We start from the raw sequence: 16492 nt of genomic DNA, 5'->3' as shown, positions 1-16492 counted from the left end.
ACCATATTTTAATAAACTGTTGTTTATAAATAAAAAGCATATAATTTAAAAGCTTACCATTTTGTTTGAAAGGAAATTATTATGATATTAGACAAAAAAGAAATAAGTAGTTTTTATACAAGATATACAAGTGATAAAAACAACAAAGTTGTTGAAAATGCAATGACTAAAAATGGTATTAAAAACTCAAGTATTAACAATGAAGTTTTTAGATTTCATAATCATGAATTTTCAGTTCAAGTTCCTAAAGCAGGAATGACAAACCAAAAAAATTCTGGTAGATGCTGAATCTTTTCATCAACAAATATGCTTAAAACTAATGTTTTAAAAAGCTTAAATGTAGATTCATTCCAATTCTCGGAAAACTATTTATTCTTCTGAGATAAAATGGAAAAATCAAACACCTTTTTAGAATTAATGATTAGTAATCCTGAGTTAAATTATTTAGATAGATTATTCTGCTCATTTATGGATATGACTGTTTCTGATGGCGGATACTGAGAATGAGCTCAAGGCTTAATTAAAAAATATGGTCTTGCACCTAAAAGTGTGATGGATGATACATTCAACTCAACAAGTTCTGGAGCTTTAAATGAAGTTTTAAACTTTCATTTAATTGATGCAGCTAATAGAATTAGAGTTGCACATAAAGTAGGAAAAAACTTAGATGATTTAAGAAAAATTAAACATGATGCTCTTGCGATTGTATTTGAAGTATGTGCTAAAGCTTTAGGTCTTCCACCTGTTTCATTTGATTTTGAATACAGAGATAAAGATAAAAAATTCCACAGAATTACAAATATTACACCTTTAGAATTCTTGAATAAATACGTTGGTATGGAATTTTTAAATAAAGTTAACTTGCTTCATGATCCTAGAGATATATATCCTAAAAACAGACTTTATGTCTCAAAATACTATAAATCAGTCATAGAAGAAAAAGCTGTTAATTCAATTAATACAACTGTAGATGAAATTAAGAAAGCTATTATCGCTTCATTAAAAGATGGTACACCTGTATGATTTGACTGCGACGTTTCATTATTCAGCGAAAGAAAAGAAGGAGTTTTTGACACTGAATTATTTAACTACCAAGACTCACTTCATATCTATAATACATTAACTAAAAAAGATAGAGTTAATTATAGAATGTCTAATCCTAACCACGCCATGACTTTTGTTGGTGTAGATTTAGATGAAAATGATCAACCAATTAAATGAGAAGTTGAAAACTCATGAGGTGATGAAAACGGTAAAAAAGGATATTTCTCAATGAGCGATAAATGATTTGATGAATATTGCTTTGGTGCTATTGTAGATCCTAAATATGTGTCAAATGATGTTCTTAGTGCATTAGAGCAACCAGCTATTGAACTAGAACCTTGAGACCCTATGGCTTAATTTAAAAATCAGAGAATTAAATCTCTGATTTTTAAATTCCTGCTCCATGTTGGTGGAATGATAAAATAAATGCACAAACTACTATACCAAGCATAAAAAGAAACATTGTTAATTTGAAAACTTTTCTGTCATGGTGTGCATGATAGAATTCTGGCAAGAACTCAACAATAGATGTAAATATAAATACTCCAGCTACAAAAGATTGTATTATCCCCTTTAAAACAGGGAAATTCATAAATTGACCAGCATATGTTCCTAAGAACATAAAAGGTAAAAATATCAGTAAAGATGCAGATGATAATGTTATTGCCGTAGCTCTACTTTTACCCATCTCTCTAAGTCTATAATAGAAAACTAGTTGTTCTGGAATTAAATGTAAAATTGCTGAAACAATAAAAGCTATAGATACTGATGTTATTACAGTTCCTTCGGTTGTGCCGATTATGCTTATAATATAGCCAATTAAGAAACTTTCAGGTATTCTATGGATTAACAATAATAAAATAGCTACAAGTTTATAAGCTGGATGTTGCTCATCTTTTTTGTCGTTTTTAATATTTTCCAAGTGTGTTGGAGCTATTCCGTGATCGTGATCATGTTTACCATCTAAATTATGTCCTAAGTCGTGTGAGTGGATAAATACACTAGCTGTTTTATCTTTGGCTAGTTTTTTCTTTGCTCCATAATGTATTAAACTTCTTATACCTCAAGCAAATAATAAACCTAATACAAGACCAGAAACAACTATACAAATATTTCAGCCGTATGTTATTCATTTGTTAATGTTATTTTTATTTACAGAGCTTATTTCAAGGGCTTCCCGTAAAAAACCGAAGGTAGCCATCGTAATAAAGAAACCACAAATAAATGAATATAAATAAATATTACTTTTTTGACTTAATTTTGCTTTTGAAAAGGCAAAAATTACCGTTACTAAAAATGGTATTAATGTTAATAAACCGAATGCAATTAAAATAAATATGAAATAAGTTAAGTTAGTATTTGCACCAGTTGATAAATGTATATTTTCTCAAATTTTGCTCATTTATAGGTCTATTCTACAAATTATTCAGCTGGTAATTCAATGTTATGAAACACTTCTTGAACATCATCATCGTCTTCGAGTTTAGCAATGAATTCTTGAATTTTTTGTGTTTTTTCTTCATCAAATTCAACGTATGAATTAGGAATATAAGTAATTTCACATTGCATAAAGTCTGAAATACCTAAATCATTTTCAATAGCTGTTTTACATTGGTTGAAGTTTTCAACACTAGTTGTAATAACGTATGATTCATCGGTTGATTCAATATCTTCAGCACCATTTTCAATCGCTGTAAGAGTTAATGTATCTTCGTCAATTAGTGATTTAGAAATTTCCAAAACACCTTTGTGATCAAATTGGAAAGGTACTGTGCCTGTTTTGCCTAATTTACCATTTTGTTTATTAAAGTATGCTTGAATGTTGCTTGTTGTTCTGTTGATGTTATCACTTAAAGTTGTAATTAAGAATGTAGCACCACCTGTAATGGTTGCATTATAAAGTGTTTCTACATATCTAGCACCTTCTTTGGCACCACCCTTAGCTTTATCTAAAGCTCTTTCAATATTTGCTTTAGGCATACTTTTAGCTTTAGCTTTAGCAATAGCTAATCTTAAAGCTGGGTTAGAATCGGGATCTGGTCCTCCAAATTCTGTAGCCGCTACATAGATTTCCTTAAACATTTTTTGGAATATTTTGCCTCTAGCTGCATCGTTTGCACCTTTTTTATGCTTAATTCCGGCTCAGTGTGAATGTCCTGCCATATTATTTCCTCTTTCTATCTAATAATTATGTAATTATATAAAAATTATTAATTTTTATGTAGTGTTTCAAAGTATTTATCAATACTTAGTGGTCTATCTGGAGTATTTCTTTTATGTTCACTAAATTTATGCATTCTTTCAATTTTAATTTTTGATGCTTCAGAAACATTTTTTAAATTATCTAATAAATAACTATCTAATTCTTTGTAAGTAAAACCTAGTTCATTTTCATCAGATTGTCCTTCTCATAAACCTGCTGAAGGTTGCTTATTTATGATGCTTTTAGGTACATTTAAGTGTTCAGCTAAAGCTCTAACTTCAGATTTTAGTAAATGTGAAATTGGTAATAAATCAACCCCACCGTCACCGTATTTTGTATAGTAGCCAATATAGTATTCATCTAGGTTATCTGTTCCTAATACTAAATAATTATTTTGTTGTGCATAAGCATATAGTGTAGTCATTCTTAATCTTGGTTTAATGTTGCTTAATGACATTTGATTATTTACTTCATTATTTAGTGAAATTAATAATGCTTCGTAAGTATTTTTTAAATTTACAGTTTTAAATTTTAAGCCTATAGAACTGCTTAATTCATCTATATGTTGTAAATCATGATTCATATTATCAATTGGCATTATTATTCCGATTGTATCATTAGGAAAAGCTTTTTTAGCTAGTGCACAAACTAGTGCACTGTCAATACCTCCACTAATTCCTACTATACATCCCTTGCAATTTGCGTCAGCGACTTTTTGTTTAATTCACTCAACTAGATAATTAGTATATTGTGTAATTTTAAATTCACTAAAAGATGAACAATAATTATTTTTTTCTCTAAGTCCTTGCATATTACTCCTTAAATATAATTAAATTTTACTATATTAATATCCTAAATATTTATATTGAAAGCCACATACGTTGTATGTAGCGTAGTATTGTTGTTTAATCATTACTTGGATGATGTTTTTGTTTTAATTCTTCAAATTTATTAATATACGTATTAGCGGCTTCAATTGTACCGATCATCTCTTCATATGATCATCTTTCACCAATGTTGATGTTGCCTTGTTTTTGAATTGATTCTAATTGTTTTCAAACTATTTTAAATTCCTTAATATCTTTATATTGTTTATTTGTTTCAAGATATTGAGTCAAATCATTAATTGTTTTATTAAATAATTCAACTACTTCATTGTAAATAGAAAGTAATATATCTTTAGTTCTATATAAGATATCGAGATTATCAAATGCTTTTTTAGCGGCTTCTATATCGTAGAAATTATCATAGTCTTTAAATATAAAGATACGTGACATCGACATACTAAAATCGTTATGGTTATTGTAATAATTATTATGGTCAATAGTTTTGTAGTAGAAATCATTATCTTCATAATAAATTTCCTTTAAATATAAATCACTATAGGTTTTATATTCCTCTGAAAAATCAAGCCTAAAAGGATAGGAACCCTTAGATATCTTTATATCATCTTTTAATGATTCAAATTTATCAATGTAATTTTGAACATCTTTTAATTCTAAAATTGTAAAACTATCAAAATTATTTTTAAAATTCATAATTTCTTGTAAATATTTATAAGCCGTTAGCCTAGCAGGGTTAAATAAACCAAAAAATTCATATTTTGGATCTTCAGCAATTTTAGTCAGATCTCTTATTACATATTTGTATTGCTTTTCAAAATTATCTAATTTATATCTTGCTTCTCGTTTTGTATTTACTTTTAGAGTGTTTAATTTTTTTAGTAAATCTGTGCTTCAATTAAATTTTGTTTGTATATCTTTAATAGGTTCATATGATTCCTCGAAGGTATCAAAATGAAGATCTTTAATATTATTCAATAAATTGATGCCTTGTTGTTTTATTATTTTGGCCACTGGTTCATTAGAAATATTTCATTCATCATTAGTGTGGTAATTCGATGGCTTTTTATGATCAATAAGTTCTTCTTTTATGCTTTGGCGATATCAATCGATTAGATTATTTTGATGCTTTAAAGGAATCGTTTTATAAAGATTGTGAATTTTTCAAATCAAGCCAAGCCTTCATCGATATTATTATAGAAATCCTTTTGGTTTAAAAATTCATTAAAGATCTCGATATTGTTTAAATTATTGGCACCAAATAAATAAAATCGTATCAAACTTCATCTGGTGTCTTCAAGTGTGCCTGGTTCTGCTTCTAGTTCTAAACTGTATCAATTTTTTGTGTTTTGAATATAACTAGCTAATTGTAAATATTTTTTGTGTTCATTAATATCATTATTAATTAGTTGCATCTTAATTTCATTATTCATTTTTTGTATTGAAGCAGTTAGATCTGCGTGAGTTTTAGCTATATTTTTATTATTTTGAATTGCTCGTTCAGATTGCTCTATTTTTTGTTTTAAATTATTTAATTCTAATATAGCTTTATTATCTGAATGATTATTAAATAAGGTCTTAGCGGTCAGAATTAATTCACTTAATTCAGTTTTATTTAGACTAATTACTTTTAAGCTGTTCTTCCTATTATTCTTAACTGTTGTAGCGACTAAAACTGAACTACTAATTAATGCTCCTGTTGTTCCTAATATAATCCCGTTTAGGATCTTTCTTTTTTTATTCATATTTCTCCTTAAGATACTCTATTGTTATAACAAAAAAAAATAAACCGATTTATAAAATAGTTGGCTTATTTTATATACATTTAATGAATAAACTTAATTATTTTTATTGTTAAGCTTCATTATTTCCATTTTAATTTTGTCTTCATCTTCGGCGAAGTTTTCAATTATTGTTCTATGTTTTAAAGCTTTAAAGTAATTTGAATTGGGATCTTCCTGATTAAATATTATTTTTCTTATTTGAACGTAAATATTTGAATCAGAGTTTAATTTAGCTCAAGCAGAAGGGCTTAACGATACTAAAGTTTCAAGAGCTTCTTCATCCTTATCTAAATCGGGCATTTTAAGAAAATCTGTATAGTTTTCATTTTTAAATCTATTTAAGTAAGATTCAATTTGTTTTCAATCTTCAATTTGATTGAACATATCAAAAAGTTCTGAGCCATATTTTATTTTAATATTATAGTTGTCTGTATCTGTAACAGTTGTAGCTTTATTATAGTATTCTTCGTTATTTCTATATTCTTCATCTATAAACCAAAGAATGGTAGTAAGTTTAGGATCTCTATCTATTTTCTTGAAAGCTATTTCTGAATAATGTTTGAATTTATCAAATAAAGCAACTGTTTCATTGGCTGAATAAGTATCTCGTTTTCTTATTAGAATACAATAACATTTGTTGTCTTTAGATTTAAAACAGATATTAAATTTAGCTATATCTTGAATACTTTGATCTGAATAATTCGGATCTAAAACATTAATTACAAAAGTTGAATCAATAAAATCAAAACCATATTTAAAAAACAAGGAAACAGCTAAATCTTTTATATGGTTAAAATATTTATTTTCCTGAGTCCTTAAAAATGATTGCTCCAGTTTAGTTTTGAAGCTAAAAGGATTTAATATTGATTCATATCTATAAGGGGCATCAACAAGCTTTAAAATTAACTTTTTAGCATTGTTATTCAACAAGATTTCTTTTAATTCGGTTTCAAATTCAGAATATTCCATCTTATTTCTCCTCATCTTTTAGAATGTTATCAAGCTCATTTATTTCTTCATTATCGGCTTCATTGTTTGTTTTTATATCAATAATATTTTTTTGGAAGTTTGTAAACTTTTGAAATCAGAATCTTTTTTTAGTTTGCATAAAATGATTAAAAAAGAAGTTTAAAACATCAGGATTATCATTTATTGGTGAATGTGTTTTTCCAAGAATATAATTTGGACAGTTTAAAGATTGAGCATAGTTAGTAAATTCTTCTGTACCTATAATATTGTCATTTTCGCCAATTATAAAGGTTAGTTTGTTTGCACAAGCACGATATTTTGCATCAAGTTGCTTCATAAATTCATTATTAAGTACGTAGCCAGCTAATAAGTTGTATCATTTACCTTTTCTGCTAAATGATTCAAGTAATCTCTTGCCTTTTTTAGTAAATGAAGCTCCAAACATAATTAACTTACCTAAAAATGTTGGATTGCCATCTACACCTTGACCAATTACACTTTTCAATAATCCATATGATTTATTATTTTGCATACTTGGATTAATAGTTGAAAGCATTATAACTTGTTTAACTCTTTTATCATTAGCTAATTCAACTGCTACGCCACCAGCCATCGAGTGAGCTACTATAACAACATTTTTGGATTTGATATTTTTTAAAACTTCTTTAGCTACGTTAATTCAGTTCTCTAATTTAATATCTTCGGGTTTAATATCTGTACAATATTTGCTCCCAGGAAAATTAAGTGCAACAATATTAAAATTGTGTTGTAAGTTTTTAATTTTATCAATAAAATCGCTACTTGAATTTATGCCATGAAGAAATAAAAAAGTAGTATTTTTTTTATTATCTTGTGTATAAATAGGGATAATCTCGCCTTGATATTTTATATAGTTAAATTTCATATATTTATTTTACATTAATAAGATAAAAAACTGTGACGCTTTTAATTGCTTATATACATTTTAAACAATAAAAAACCGTAAAGTATTGTTTTACAGCCTTTTTAGAAAAAATTATTTAAGAGTTAAAACTCCAACGACTTCAATATGATGAGTTTGACTAAACATATCACAAGGTCTAAGATACTCTAATTTATAACCATTTTTAGTCAATAAATCAATATCTCTGCACATTGTGTGATAGTTACAACTAATATATCCGATTTGACCAGGTTTTAGATCTAGTATTTTATTTAAAAATTTATTATCTAATCCCTCTCTTGGTGGATCCACTATTATAGTATTAATTTTTTCATTTATTTTATTTATTGATTGCAGCACATCACCACTATAAAATTCTGCATTATTTATATTATTGAGTTTTGCATTTTCAATTGAATTTTTAGTTGCATTTTCAATTATTTCTAACCCATAAACTTTTTTAACTTTATTAGCAAGCATTATCCCTATAGTCCCTATACCTGAATATGCATCTAGAATAATATCTGATTTATTAACTTTTAAATTATCAAACAGCAAGTTATATAACTTTTCAGTTTGATATGTATTTATTTGAAAAAAACTATTTCAATCTAACTTAAATGTATAATTTCCTATTTGATCTATTAAACAGGTGTTTTTGGAAATATATTTATTTATAATTTTAATATTATTAACTATTACAACTGATTGCAAATTGCTAAAATTATTTTTCAAATCCTGTATAAATAATTTAGGAAGTTTAAAAGGTTTTATGGCTTTGAAAATTAATAAAAGTTTATTTGAATATGATGAATATCTGACTGTTAATTGATCAAAACAATTAGCCGATTTAATTATTTCGGGGTAATTATTAATATTTTTAGTTATTCAAAGTATTAATTTTTCAATTGGTTTTTGAGCAAGATCATACGAATCTTGTTCAATTAAATTATGTGTATTTTTTTCATAGAGCCCTATTTTAATGCTGTTTTGGATAAGTTTTGTAAAAACAGTAAGCTTGTTTCTGTAATTTCAAATATGATCTGATTGTAAAATATGTTCAATATTATTAAAATGTATATTTCTGTTAAATAAATATTTAACCATATTTTCTTTGAAGTTGAGTTGATTATCGTAACTAATATTTGCTAGCGAAGCAGACCCGCTTTGCATTAGCTTTTCATTACATTCAACGGTTCTTAAATTTGATTTCTTTTTTAAATGTATAACTTTACCTAAACCAAATCTAGAATTAACTTTTTTGATTTCTATATCTGCTATCTCGCCAGGCAATAAATTATCAACAAAAACAGGAAAGTCTTCAATTTTAATTGTTCCAAGTCCTTCATATGTATGATCAATACACTCAACATCTTTATAAACTTTTAAGTCTATTTTTTTCATAATAATATTTTATAGCATAATAATGTTAAGAATTTATAAAGTAAAATAAAAAGCAGTAAAACTGCTTAATCTAGGTTGTATTCATCCTTGTTGTATTTAATGTCATACAAAAGTGAATCGATATTATATTTTTGAACAGGATCTTTTGCAAAAGATAAATAATATTTTGATAAATCAGCCATATTCATAGGCGAGGAAAGTATAGTTAGCTTATTGTGTTCGTTGCGGTATTTTAATATTGGTGCTAAAACTTCAAATCTGAATCAATCGCTGTTTTTTTCAAGACCAAGGTCGTCAATTATTAATAATGAAACATTTTCAAAATCATTCAATATAGTTTTATATGTTCCATTCTCATCTGATATCTTTTTTGTCAAAAAGCTGTATAAATCACGGGTTTTAGTATAAATAGATGAAATTCCACGCATCGAAAAAGAATTTGCTAAAGCGGCACAAATATAACTTTTGCCACAACCTCTACCGCCATATAAATAAATACTTTTAAAAGTATGTGTTGGTTTTTTCTTTTCGGCTGAAGTTCTAAGAATTTTAATTTTATTAATTAATTCTTTTCTTATCGCAGAAGTTTGTCTAATTTTTGAGATTTTACTATCAATACTTGGAGATGTTATTTTAGTGTAAAGTAGATTGATACTTCTAGTAATATTTTTTGAATAATCATTCTTTGCTTTAGTTCTATTAAAAATTAATTCATCAGTTTTTGGATCTCTTGTAAGAGTGTAATATCAAGGATAAACGGTTGGATAATCTAAGGCGTCTTTTAAATTAAGAAATTCTACTAAGTGTTCAATAATTTCTTCGTCTTTGATATTTAAAATTTGAATAGTATCTTTTATGAATTTGTGTTCTTTGATTATTTTAAGTGCTTTGTCGATAATTTGATCTTGAGTTTTGCTTAATGTTTCAAAATTTAAACTAACATGTGGAACTTTCATTAATCTCCTAACTATTATTGTGATTTAACTTTTTTAAATGTTCAATATAAGTTGATTTATATAAATCTTTCTTTGAAACATATGTTTTATTTTTAAATTTAATTAAATTATCGAGTTGTTTTTCAATATTTTCAAATATAAATTCACCCTTAGAAATAAAATCAAGTAGTATTTTTTTTACATAATTAAAATTAATAGTACCATTTACTTCAAAAGCATAATAGAACACTAAATTAATACAAGAATCACTTAAACCTCTTGATTTTATCTCTTTAATTAATTCAGTAATAGCTAATGAAGGAACTTTACGCGTGATTTGTGAGTAGAATACCCTAGATTCTAATGTTAGAATTCCTTCGTACGGATTAATAAAGTCGTATTCATCAAACTTGATTTTTTCTTGCATTTCAATCATTAATTCTTGTGTCGATTCTTGATAATCTGCTTGATGCGAATTATGGAAATTGCTTATTAATGATTCATTAATAAAAACATCATCTAATTTTGCTGAAACATCAGAATAATAAGGCAATTTAGCTAGATATAAATTATTATCTTTGCCAACTAAGTTTTCATAATTGTGTTTTCCAATAGCATTAGTTAAGATATTTCCTAAAAATATATTTTTCTTTAAACCTGCTTTATCGAGTGGTTTTTCAATAATAAACAAGGTCTTTTTATTGAATTCATCAATCATTGTTGAAATTAATGATACAGATTCAAGTTTAATTCTGGCTTCATTTAGTTTATCTATATCCATATTTATTAGATAAGTTAAGCTATGAAAATCATTAAAATTAGTTGGGTTTTGGGGTTCAATGGCTAGGTCTCTTAAATATTCATATAATAAGATAGCGTCGCTACCTAAAATTGGAGCATAAAATTTACGGAGATTCTTTAAATCTTCACCATTAATTGACGTTGAAAATTGAACTTGAAAAAAAGGATAATTTAAGCTTTTAATCATAGTAAGAACCTCCAAGAAAAGACATTATTTTTTATTAGTAATGTTATTTTAAACGTTTACATTAAGGAGTTGTAAAAAAACATCAATTATTTTATCATTTTCAGGGTTATACTCATAGATATCAACAATAGGAATTTTATTAAAAAGTAGATTTTTGATATAAAATGGGTCGTTTTTTTCGCTTATTTTATTTTTAAGAAAGTTGTCCACAGACCTTTTTATGTAATTTTGTAGGAATTTTGAAGCAGAATTTTCGAGGCAAATAATACCAGAAAACAAGCTTGAAAAGTCAAAATTTTTAGATATTAATTTAGGAATTTCCACAAAGTCAAAACTATTAATCTTTAGGTACTGGAACAGTACTGGATAGGTACATTTTTCTAATACATCTAGTGAATTAGGATTTTGGGAAATTCATTCTTTAATTTTTTGTTTAGAAATACCATTTTCATCATTTAAAAATGATCCAATTTTATTATTAATTTCATTATAAAAAAAGCCATTTTTCTTGTATTCTTCAATAAAAAATTTATCACAGTTGAAAATTTTAAAACCTCTATGTTTCAATTTATTCAATAAGGTACTTTTTCCAGAGGCCACTTTTCCAATGATTGCTATCATATTAATCCTTTATTTTGAGTTTAAATAATCTTCTAATGAGAGATTTGCACTTTTTACATATGATCTAATTAATCCACCACCACCTAACTTAATACCACCAAAATACCGAACTACAAAAATTGCTATATTATCAGCTTTTCGCAAATGTATTAATTCTTTTATTGGTCTACCTGCAGTTCCGCTTGGTTCACCGTCATCGCTAAAGCCAGAATAATTTATATTTCCTATAGTTAATGAATAAGCATAGCAAATATGCCTGGCTTTTTTATGTTCTTTCTTTAAGAATTGGTAAATTTCTAGGATTTCATCTTTTTGATTAATTTCATAAATTGAACTAATGAACTTAGATTTTTTAACTTCATATAAATGCTCTCAATGATTCATATAAATATTATATATTAGTTAAAATGGCAATTTAAAAACGCCTATACAAAGGCGTAAATAATGCAAGCGAACATAACAGCAAAAGATATACTGTCAAATCTATCCAAGATACCACCGTGCCCGGCAAGTATTTTTGAATAATCTTTAGATCTATTCATTCTCTTAATTATTGAGAAGTATAGGTCTCCTCCAACTGAACAGAGTGGAATAAATAGCATCATTAGAATTTGGGCTCATAACTTACCTTCCCCTAAATTAAAGCCAAAAATCATTCCAGCACAAAAGATTCATCCTAAAATAACTCCCATAATAAAGCCTTCTCATGTTTTCTTTGGTGAAATATCAGGAGCAAAAGGAAGCCTTATTCATTTTTTACCAAAGAATTTACCGCCAAAGAAGCCGAAAACATCAACAACAGAAGGAGCTATAATTAGAAATAAGCCAAGAGGCCATTGGTAATATAAAGCGAGTTGTATAAATTTAATTGAATTTATTAAAAAGAACATTGCAAATCAAACTAATGAAACTCTAATAAATCTATCGAATCATGAAACATTTGAAATTGTGTTTAGTTCTATTAAATAGAAAGATACGGAAATTATAGTAATAATTGTAATGGTTTCTCAAGAAAATAAAGCCTTTTTAATTAGCATTAAATAGTTATGAACTTCGTAATTTCTTGAAGCTGAAACTAACTCTAATGTATTTTTAATCGGAAAGAATACGCAAGCCACACCAATAGTTGTTAAAACGGTTGCTATATACCATCTCATTTTAAACGAGACAAAAAGTTCATAAAGTAAAAAAGAAAGAAAGAGTACTGCAAATGCGTATCCATAAATTCTGGCTTGGTAATGATTATTACCGAAAATTGAAATAGGAATAACAAATATTAAGACTATAAAGCCTAAAATCAGTGCTGGTAGTATTCTTTCTTTGAATAATTTCATATACTGAATTATAAATGTAATATTTTAAATATTAATAATATATTTTTTTATTATTAAGGTACTTAGATTTAACTTTTTTAAGCATTGGGTATAAGCAAGTTATTAATATTGCTCCAATAATAGGTTCCGCTATAACATTAAGCAAATGTGTATAGATTCAAATATGAATCGGCGGTACGCCCTTACCTAATAATTTTGTACCTGTAATAGCTTCTCTTAAATATTGCGAGCTTAAAACCAAGTATTGATTAAACATAATTGCAAGGATGCTAATTAAAACTATTTTTCATAGTTTAGGTCTGTTTCATAGGTTTAAAATGTAAAATAATCCCAAGACTAATAATGCCATTTCAAATCTAGGCAAGACTGCTAAATCAAATAATTGATATTTAGGTATGCCATAAATAAAAGCAGCAATCCAAGATGAGAAACCAAAAGCAAGACCTGTTGTTATATTACCAATTATGCCAACGTGGAATGTTGCCATAACTACAATTATTGGTAAGTATGTAATTTGAGTATGACCTATAGGAATATAACCTATGTAAATCGCTGTTGCACTTAAACCAAATCAAGCGACATAAATAGCTAAAATTACGACTGATTGCAAAACATTTTTATCTTTGAAAGGACCTGGTTTTCAAAAACGAATAAATAAAGACCATAAATGTCTTTTTTCTTTTGAATTAATATTTTTAATATTAATGTTGCTCATTTAGTTATATATTAGCAGAAAAGAATTTTGTTTTTATATTTTGCATATTAATGTGTAAATTTCCATTTTTACTTTATTAAATAGAAAACAGCCTTTTTATAGGCCATTTAGTTTATAAGTAATTTATTTATATTTTCATTTTCAGGAATATAGATCTTATATTCCTTTGTTTCAGTATTTTCGCTAAATTCAATTTTAAAATTCAAAATTAATTCTTTAGGCGAAATAAACTTATAGTTAAATTCAATGTCGTAATTATAGTCACCTAAATTTTTTAAAACATCTTTAACAATTGCTGAAACGATATTATTTTCAAGATATGGTCCATTTGAATTTAATCTTACAAATTTGTAATAGTCATTGCTATCTAAAACTGGGAATATACTATAACTTTTAATCGTTTTATTCTCTGAATTATTTTGTTCAGTAATTTTAGTTTGATTTTTTCTATTTGCAGAAACTAATGCTATAGGTGCAATAATTGAAGTAATGCCAACAACTCCGGCAAGTGAAAACACTATTATTTTAGACTTTTTAGTCATTTTTTAAATATGAATTAAACATTTCAATTGACGGAGTGTCATTGATTTTCATAATTCATTCAATCTGTTCTTGTTTAAATATATATTTGTATTCTTGGTTTTGATTTTCGTCATTGATTTTATCTTCAATTTTGAGCTGAACATCCCCTGTGTTTGCATCCAATAGTTTACTATCAAACTGTTGTGAATTATTAACTATAACTTCAGTAAAATGTTGTTGATTATTTTTTCCTTCATCATCAAAGTAAAATTTATATTGAGTATTAAAAAAACCACTAAAGTTATATGGAACAATTAAACCTTTTTGATTTGCTGAAAGAGAATTTTCTAATTCACCTGTTTTATAGTTAAAAGCAACATAATTATCATAATATATATCTCTTCGTTCTAACCCTGTTGAATATGCAGATGTTAATAAATCAGTTTTTAAATTGTTATCAATTTTTGAAACTGCTTCATTAAACATTGCATTAATACCAAAATTTGAAATTGATTGATACTTTGTAAAATTATGATCTGTAGTTTTTATATTTTCATAAGTTTGATCTACAAACTTTGGTGGTACCTCTCTATAATACAAAGCATTATTGTAGTTTTTAAATAAGTAGCCATCATATGAAAAACTTTGGCCAGTCAAGGAAGCTAATTTGTGAGTGTTATGTAGTCTTCCAATATTATAAAAATTAATATTTATGTCAAAGTTTTTTGTGATAACGCCTTTATTTGTGCCGAATTCGTCAAATTCAAATCTGAAATATTCTGGAATAGAAACAACTGCTTCATTGTTGTAGCTATTAACAACATATTTATTTTTATTTATGTTTTCTTTTTTAATTTGTCAAAAATCAGGTTTTTCATTGCCTCTTGCATTATAAAAACCGATGGATAAATTTTGGAAATCACTAAATTTAATACCTAATTCTTGTGATGTTATAGTTGTAGTTAATAAATATAAATTATTAAATTCATAATATTTATCATTTATATACATATCAGTTTCAATGTCTTTAAATCCATAAAAAGGATTCATACTTTCAGCAGCAAATTTTTTTAGAGTCTCGCCATTTCTTAAATTAGAAATTATATATTTAGGATCAACAGTTTTATTATTTAATGTTCAAGCTCAGTCATCAAAACATCTATCGTATACACCTTTTGGAAAAATTACAAAAACCCTTATAACAAATTCATCGTTTTTAAATAATCTTCTTAATTCAATCCAACCTCTTTTAATGCTTTGATTTTCCAGTCCTAGGTATGATGTGTTTCTTACATTGGATGTTTTATAAGGAATACTTGATTTAACGCTAAATTTGTATTTATCTAATATAACTTTATTCGCTATATTGTTATTTATTGGTTGATTAGGTGTTAATGTAATAATATAGAAACTCCTCTATTGCGTTTTTGCGGTTTCTGTAGTAAGTTGATTGTGAAACAAACTCTGTATTATTGTATTTAGAAACTTTATTTAAAAAAACGTCTTGAAATACTTTTGCATTTTCGGGTGTCATAATAGACAATATACTATGTAGTTTACTTCCGCTAGTGTTTATATAATCATTAATAGTATTGGTTCCAAATAAATTTTGAGCTGTTTTAAATAATTTATTAGCTTTTATATTTGCTTCTTCAAGTTTGCAAATGGACTTAATTGCATCAATTTTTTCTTTTGGTGTTAGTGTATTTTGAAAATAATTTTTGTACGTGTAATTCATTCTCTCCTTTCGCAATATTAATTTATTTATTAAGTCATTAAGAAACAAGAAAATAATTTTGTGAAAAGAAGCTGGTTTTTTCGTTTTATTTCTTTTTGGATGGTTTAATTTTTAGTTAATTGTAATGCATCGCTTTGTGTTTTTTAAATAAAATAATTTTATTCATTATAAAAGTGAGGTTCCAAAATTGAACCCCACTTTTATAATTTTTGCCTAAAATATAAATATAACAACCAAATAGAAAGGGCAATATAATTATAATGAAATTTAAAAGTTTAAACAATGTTTACTGTATCGAAACAACAGTGAAACATTCATATAATAGCCAAATAAAATATAGATCTAAACACATTCACGTTTACATTAATGATTCTGAAAAAGACTTAGAATACGCAAATCAAATATTTTATAGAAACAGATTCAAGGTTCATTTTAATCATATTTCTATAACTAAAGCACATAAAATTTTGA

General features: G+C 26.4%; 19 protein-coding genes. 2 read left to right on the top strand and 17 right to left on the bottom strand.

Annotated elements, in window-relative coordinates; genetic code table 4:
- The first annotated feature begins 81 nt into the window (after positions 1-81).
- Positions 82-1401: a C1 family peptidase gene (locus tag T390_RS0100095; protein ID WP_027334534.1), complete on the top strand. Its 1320-nt coding sequence runs from the start codon at positions 82-84 to the stop codon at positions 1399-1401.
- 31 nt (positions 1402-1432) lie between these two features.
- On the opposite strand, the gene T390_RS0100090 is transcribed toward T390_RS0100095, so the two are convergent.
- The 17 genes from T390_RS0100090 to T390_RS0100010 all read right to left on the bottom strand — a co-directional run bounded on the left by T390_RS0100090 (position 1433) and on the right by T390_RS0100010 (position 16021).
- Positions 1433-2446, bottom strand: coding sequence for a ZIP family metal transporter (locus tag T390_RS0100090; RefSeq protein WP_027334533.1), 1014 nt, complete (start codon positions 2444-2446; stop codon positions 1433-1435).
- Positions 2447-2466: 20 nt separating this feature from the next.
- On the bottom strand, positions 2467-3207 hold the full coding sequence (locus T390_RS0100085; RefSeq protein WP_027334532.1) for a YebC/PmpR family DNA-binding transcriptional regulator: 741 nt from the start codon (positions 3205-3207) through the stop codon (positions 2467-2469).
- Positions 3208-3254: 47 nt separating this feature from the next.
- Positions 3255-4058 carry an NAD(+) synthase gene (gene nadE, locus T390_RS0100080; protein ID WP_084260940.1) on the bottom strand — a complete coding sequence of 268 codons (804 nt, stop codon included), beginning with the start codon at positions 4056-4058 and terminating at the stop codon, positions 3255-3257.
- Between the two features lie 94 nt (positions 4059-4152).
- Complete coding sequence (locus T390_RS0100075) at positions 4153-5262, bottom strand: hypothetical protein (RefSeq protein ID WP_027334530.1); 1110 nt, start codon at positions 5260-5262, stop codon at positions 4153-4155.
- Positions 5220-5834 carry a hypothetical protein gene (locus T390_RS0100070; protein WP_027334529.1) on the bottom strand — a complete coding sequence of 205 codons (615 nt, stop codon included), beginning with the start codon at positions 5832-5834 and terminating at the stop codon, positions 5220-5222. Before T390_RS0100070 ends, T390_RS0100075 begins: the two co-directional genes overlap by 43 nt.
- Before the next feature lie 93 nt (positions 5835-5927).
- Positions 5928-6842 (bottom strand): HpyAIV family type II restriction enzyme, encoded by a 915-nt coding sequence (locus tag T390_RS0100065; protein WP_027334528.1) that lies wholly within the window; start codon positions 6840-6842, stop codon positions 5928-5930.
- A 1-nt stretch (position 6843) separates the two neighbouring features.
- A complete protein-coding gene (locus T390_RS0100060) occupies positions 6844-7746 on the bottom strand; it encodes an alpha/beta fold hydrolase (protein WP_027334527.1) in 903 nt (300 codons plus the stop codon).
- 111 nt (positions 7747-7857) lie between these two features.
- Positions 7858-9168, bottom strand: a complete 1311-nt coding sequence (gene rlmD / locus T390_RS0100055) for a 23S rRNA (uracil(1939)-C(5))-methyltransferase RlmD (protein ID WP_027334526.1) — start codon at positions 9166-9168, stop codon at positions 7858-7860.
- Positions 9169-9233: 65 nt separating this feature from the next.
- Entirely contained in the window at positions 9234-10124 is an 891-nt protein-coding gene (locus T390_RS0100050; RefSeq protein ID WP_051590818.1) for an ATP-binding protein, read from the bottom strand.
- Positions 10125-10131: 7 nt separating this feature from the next.
- A complete protein-coding gene (locus T390_RS0100045; RefSeq protein ID WP_027334524.1) occupies positions 10132-11091 on the bottom strand; it encodes a DnaD domain protein in 960 nt (319 codons plus the stop codon).
- A 48-nt stretch (positions 11092-11139) separates the two neighbouring features.
- Positions 11140-11712, bottom strand: coding sequence for a dephospho-CoA kinase (locus T390_RS0100040; protein WP_027334523.1), 573 nt, complete (start codon positions 11710-11712; stop codon positions 11140-11142).
- Between the two features lie 9 nt (positions 11713-11721).
- Positions 11722-12096: a YigZ family protein gene (locus T390_RS0100035; RefSeq protein WP_027334522.1), complete on the bottom strand. Its 375-nt coding sequence runs from the start codon at positions 12094-12096 to the stop codon at positions 11722-11724.
- 41 nt (positions 12097-12137) lie between these two features.
- The gene (locus T390_RS0100030; protein WP_027334521.1) at positions 12138-13046 is read right to left on the bottom strand and encodes a phosphatidate cytidylyltransferase; all 909 of its coding nucleotides are present in this window, start codon (positions 13044-13046) and stop codon (positions 12138-12140) included.
- 31 nt (positions 13047-13077) lie between these two features.
- Positions 13078-13761, bottom strand: a complete 684-nt coding sequence (locus tag T390_RS0100025) for a hypothetical protein (RefSeq protein WP_027334520.1) — start codon at positions 13759-13761, stop codon at positions 13078-13080.
- Positions 13762-13868: 107 nt separating this feature from the next.
- Entirely contained in the window at positions 13869-14303 is a 435-nt protein-coding gene (locus T390_RS0100020; protein WP_027334519.1) for an MHO_1590 family protein, read from the bottom strand.
- Positions 14296-15522 (bottom strand): MHO_1580 family protein, encoded by a 1227-nt coding sequence (locus T390_RS0100015; RefSeq protein WP_408633492.1) that lies wholly within the window; start codon positions 15520-15522, stop codon positions 14296-14298. The genes T390_RS0100020 and T390_RS0100015 overlap by 8 nt, the downstream gene beginning before the upstream one ends.
- A 145-nt stretch (positions 15523-15667) precedes the next feature.
- Positions 15668-16021: an MG284/MPN403 family protein gene (locus T390_RS0100010; RefSeq protein ID WP_027334517.1), complete on the bottom strand. Its 354-nt coding sequence runs from the start codon at positions 16019-16021 to the stop codon at positions 15668-15670.
- A gap of 260 nt (positions 16022-16281) precedes the next feature.
- Here T390_RS0100010 and T390_RS03610 point away from each other — a divergent pair.
- A partial coding sequence (locus T390_RS03610) for a hypothetical protein (protein ID WP_036435895.1) occupies positions 16282-16492 on the top strand: 211 nt, incomplete at its 3' end.

The sequence above is a fragment of the Mycoplasmopsis felifaucium ATCC 43428 genome, from assembly GCF_000687775.1.
GTDB lineage: Bacteria > Bacillota_I > Bacilli_A > Mycoplasmatales > Metamycoplasmataceae > Mycoplasmopsis > Mycoplasmopsis felifaucium.
The sequence above is the reverse complement of the archived record's forward strand: the minus strand, read 5'-3'. Positions and strand labels throughout refer to the sequence as shown.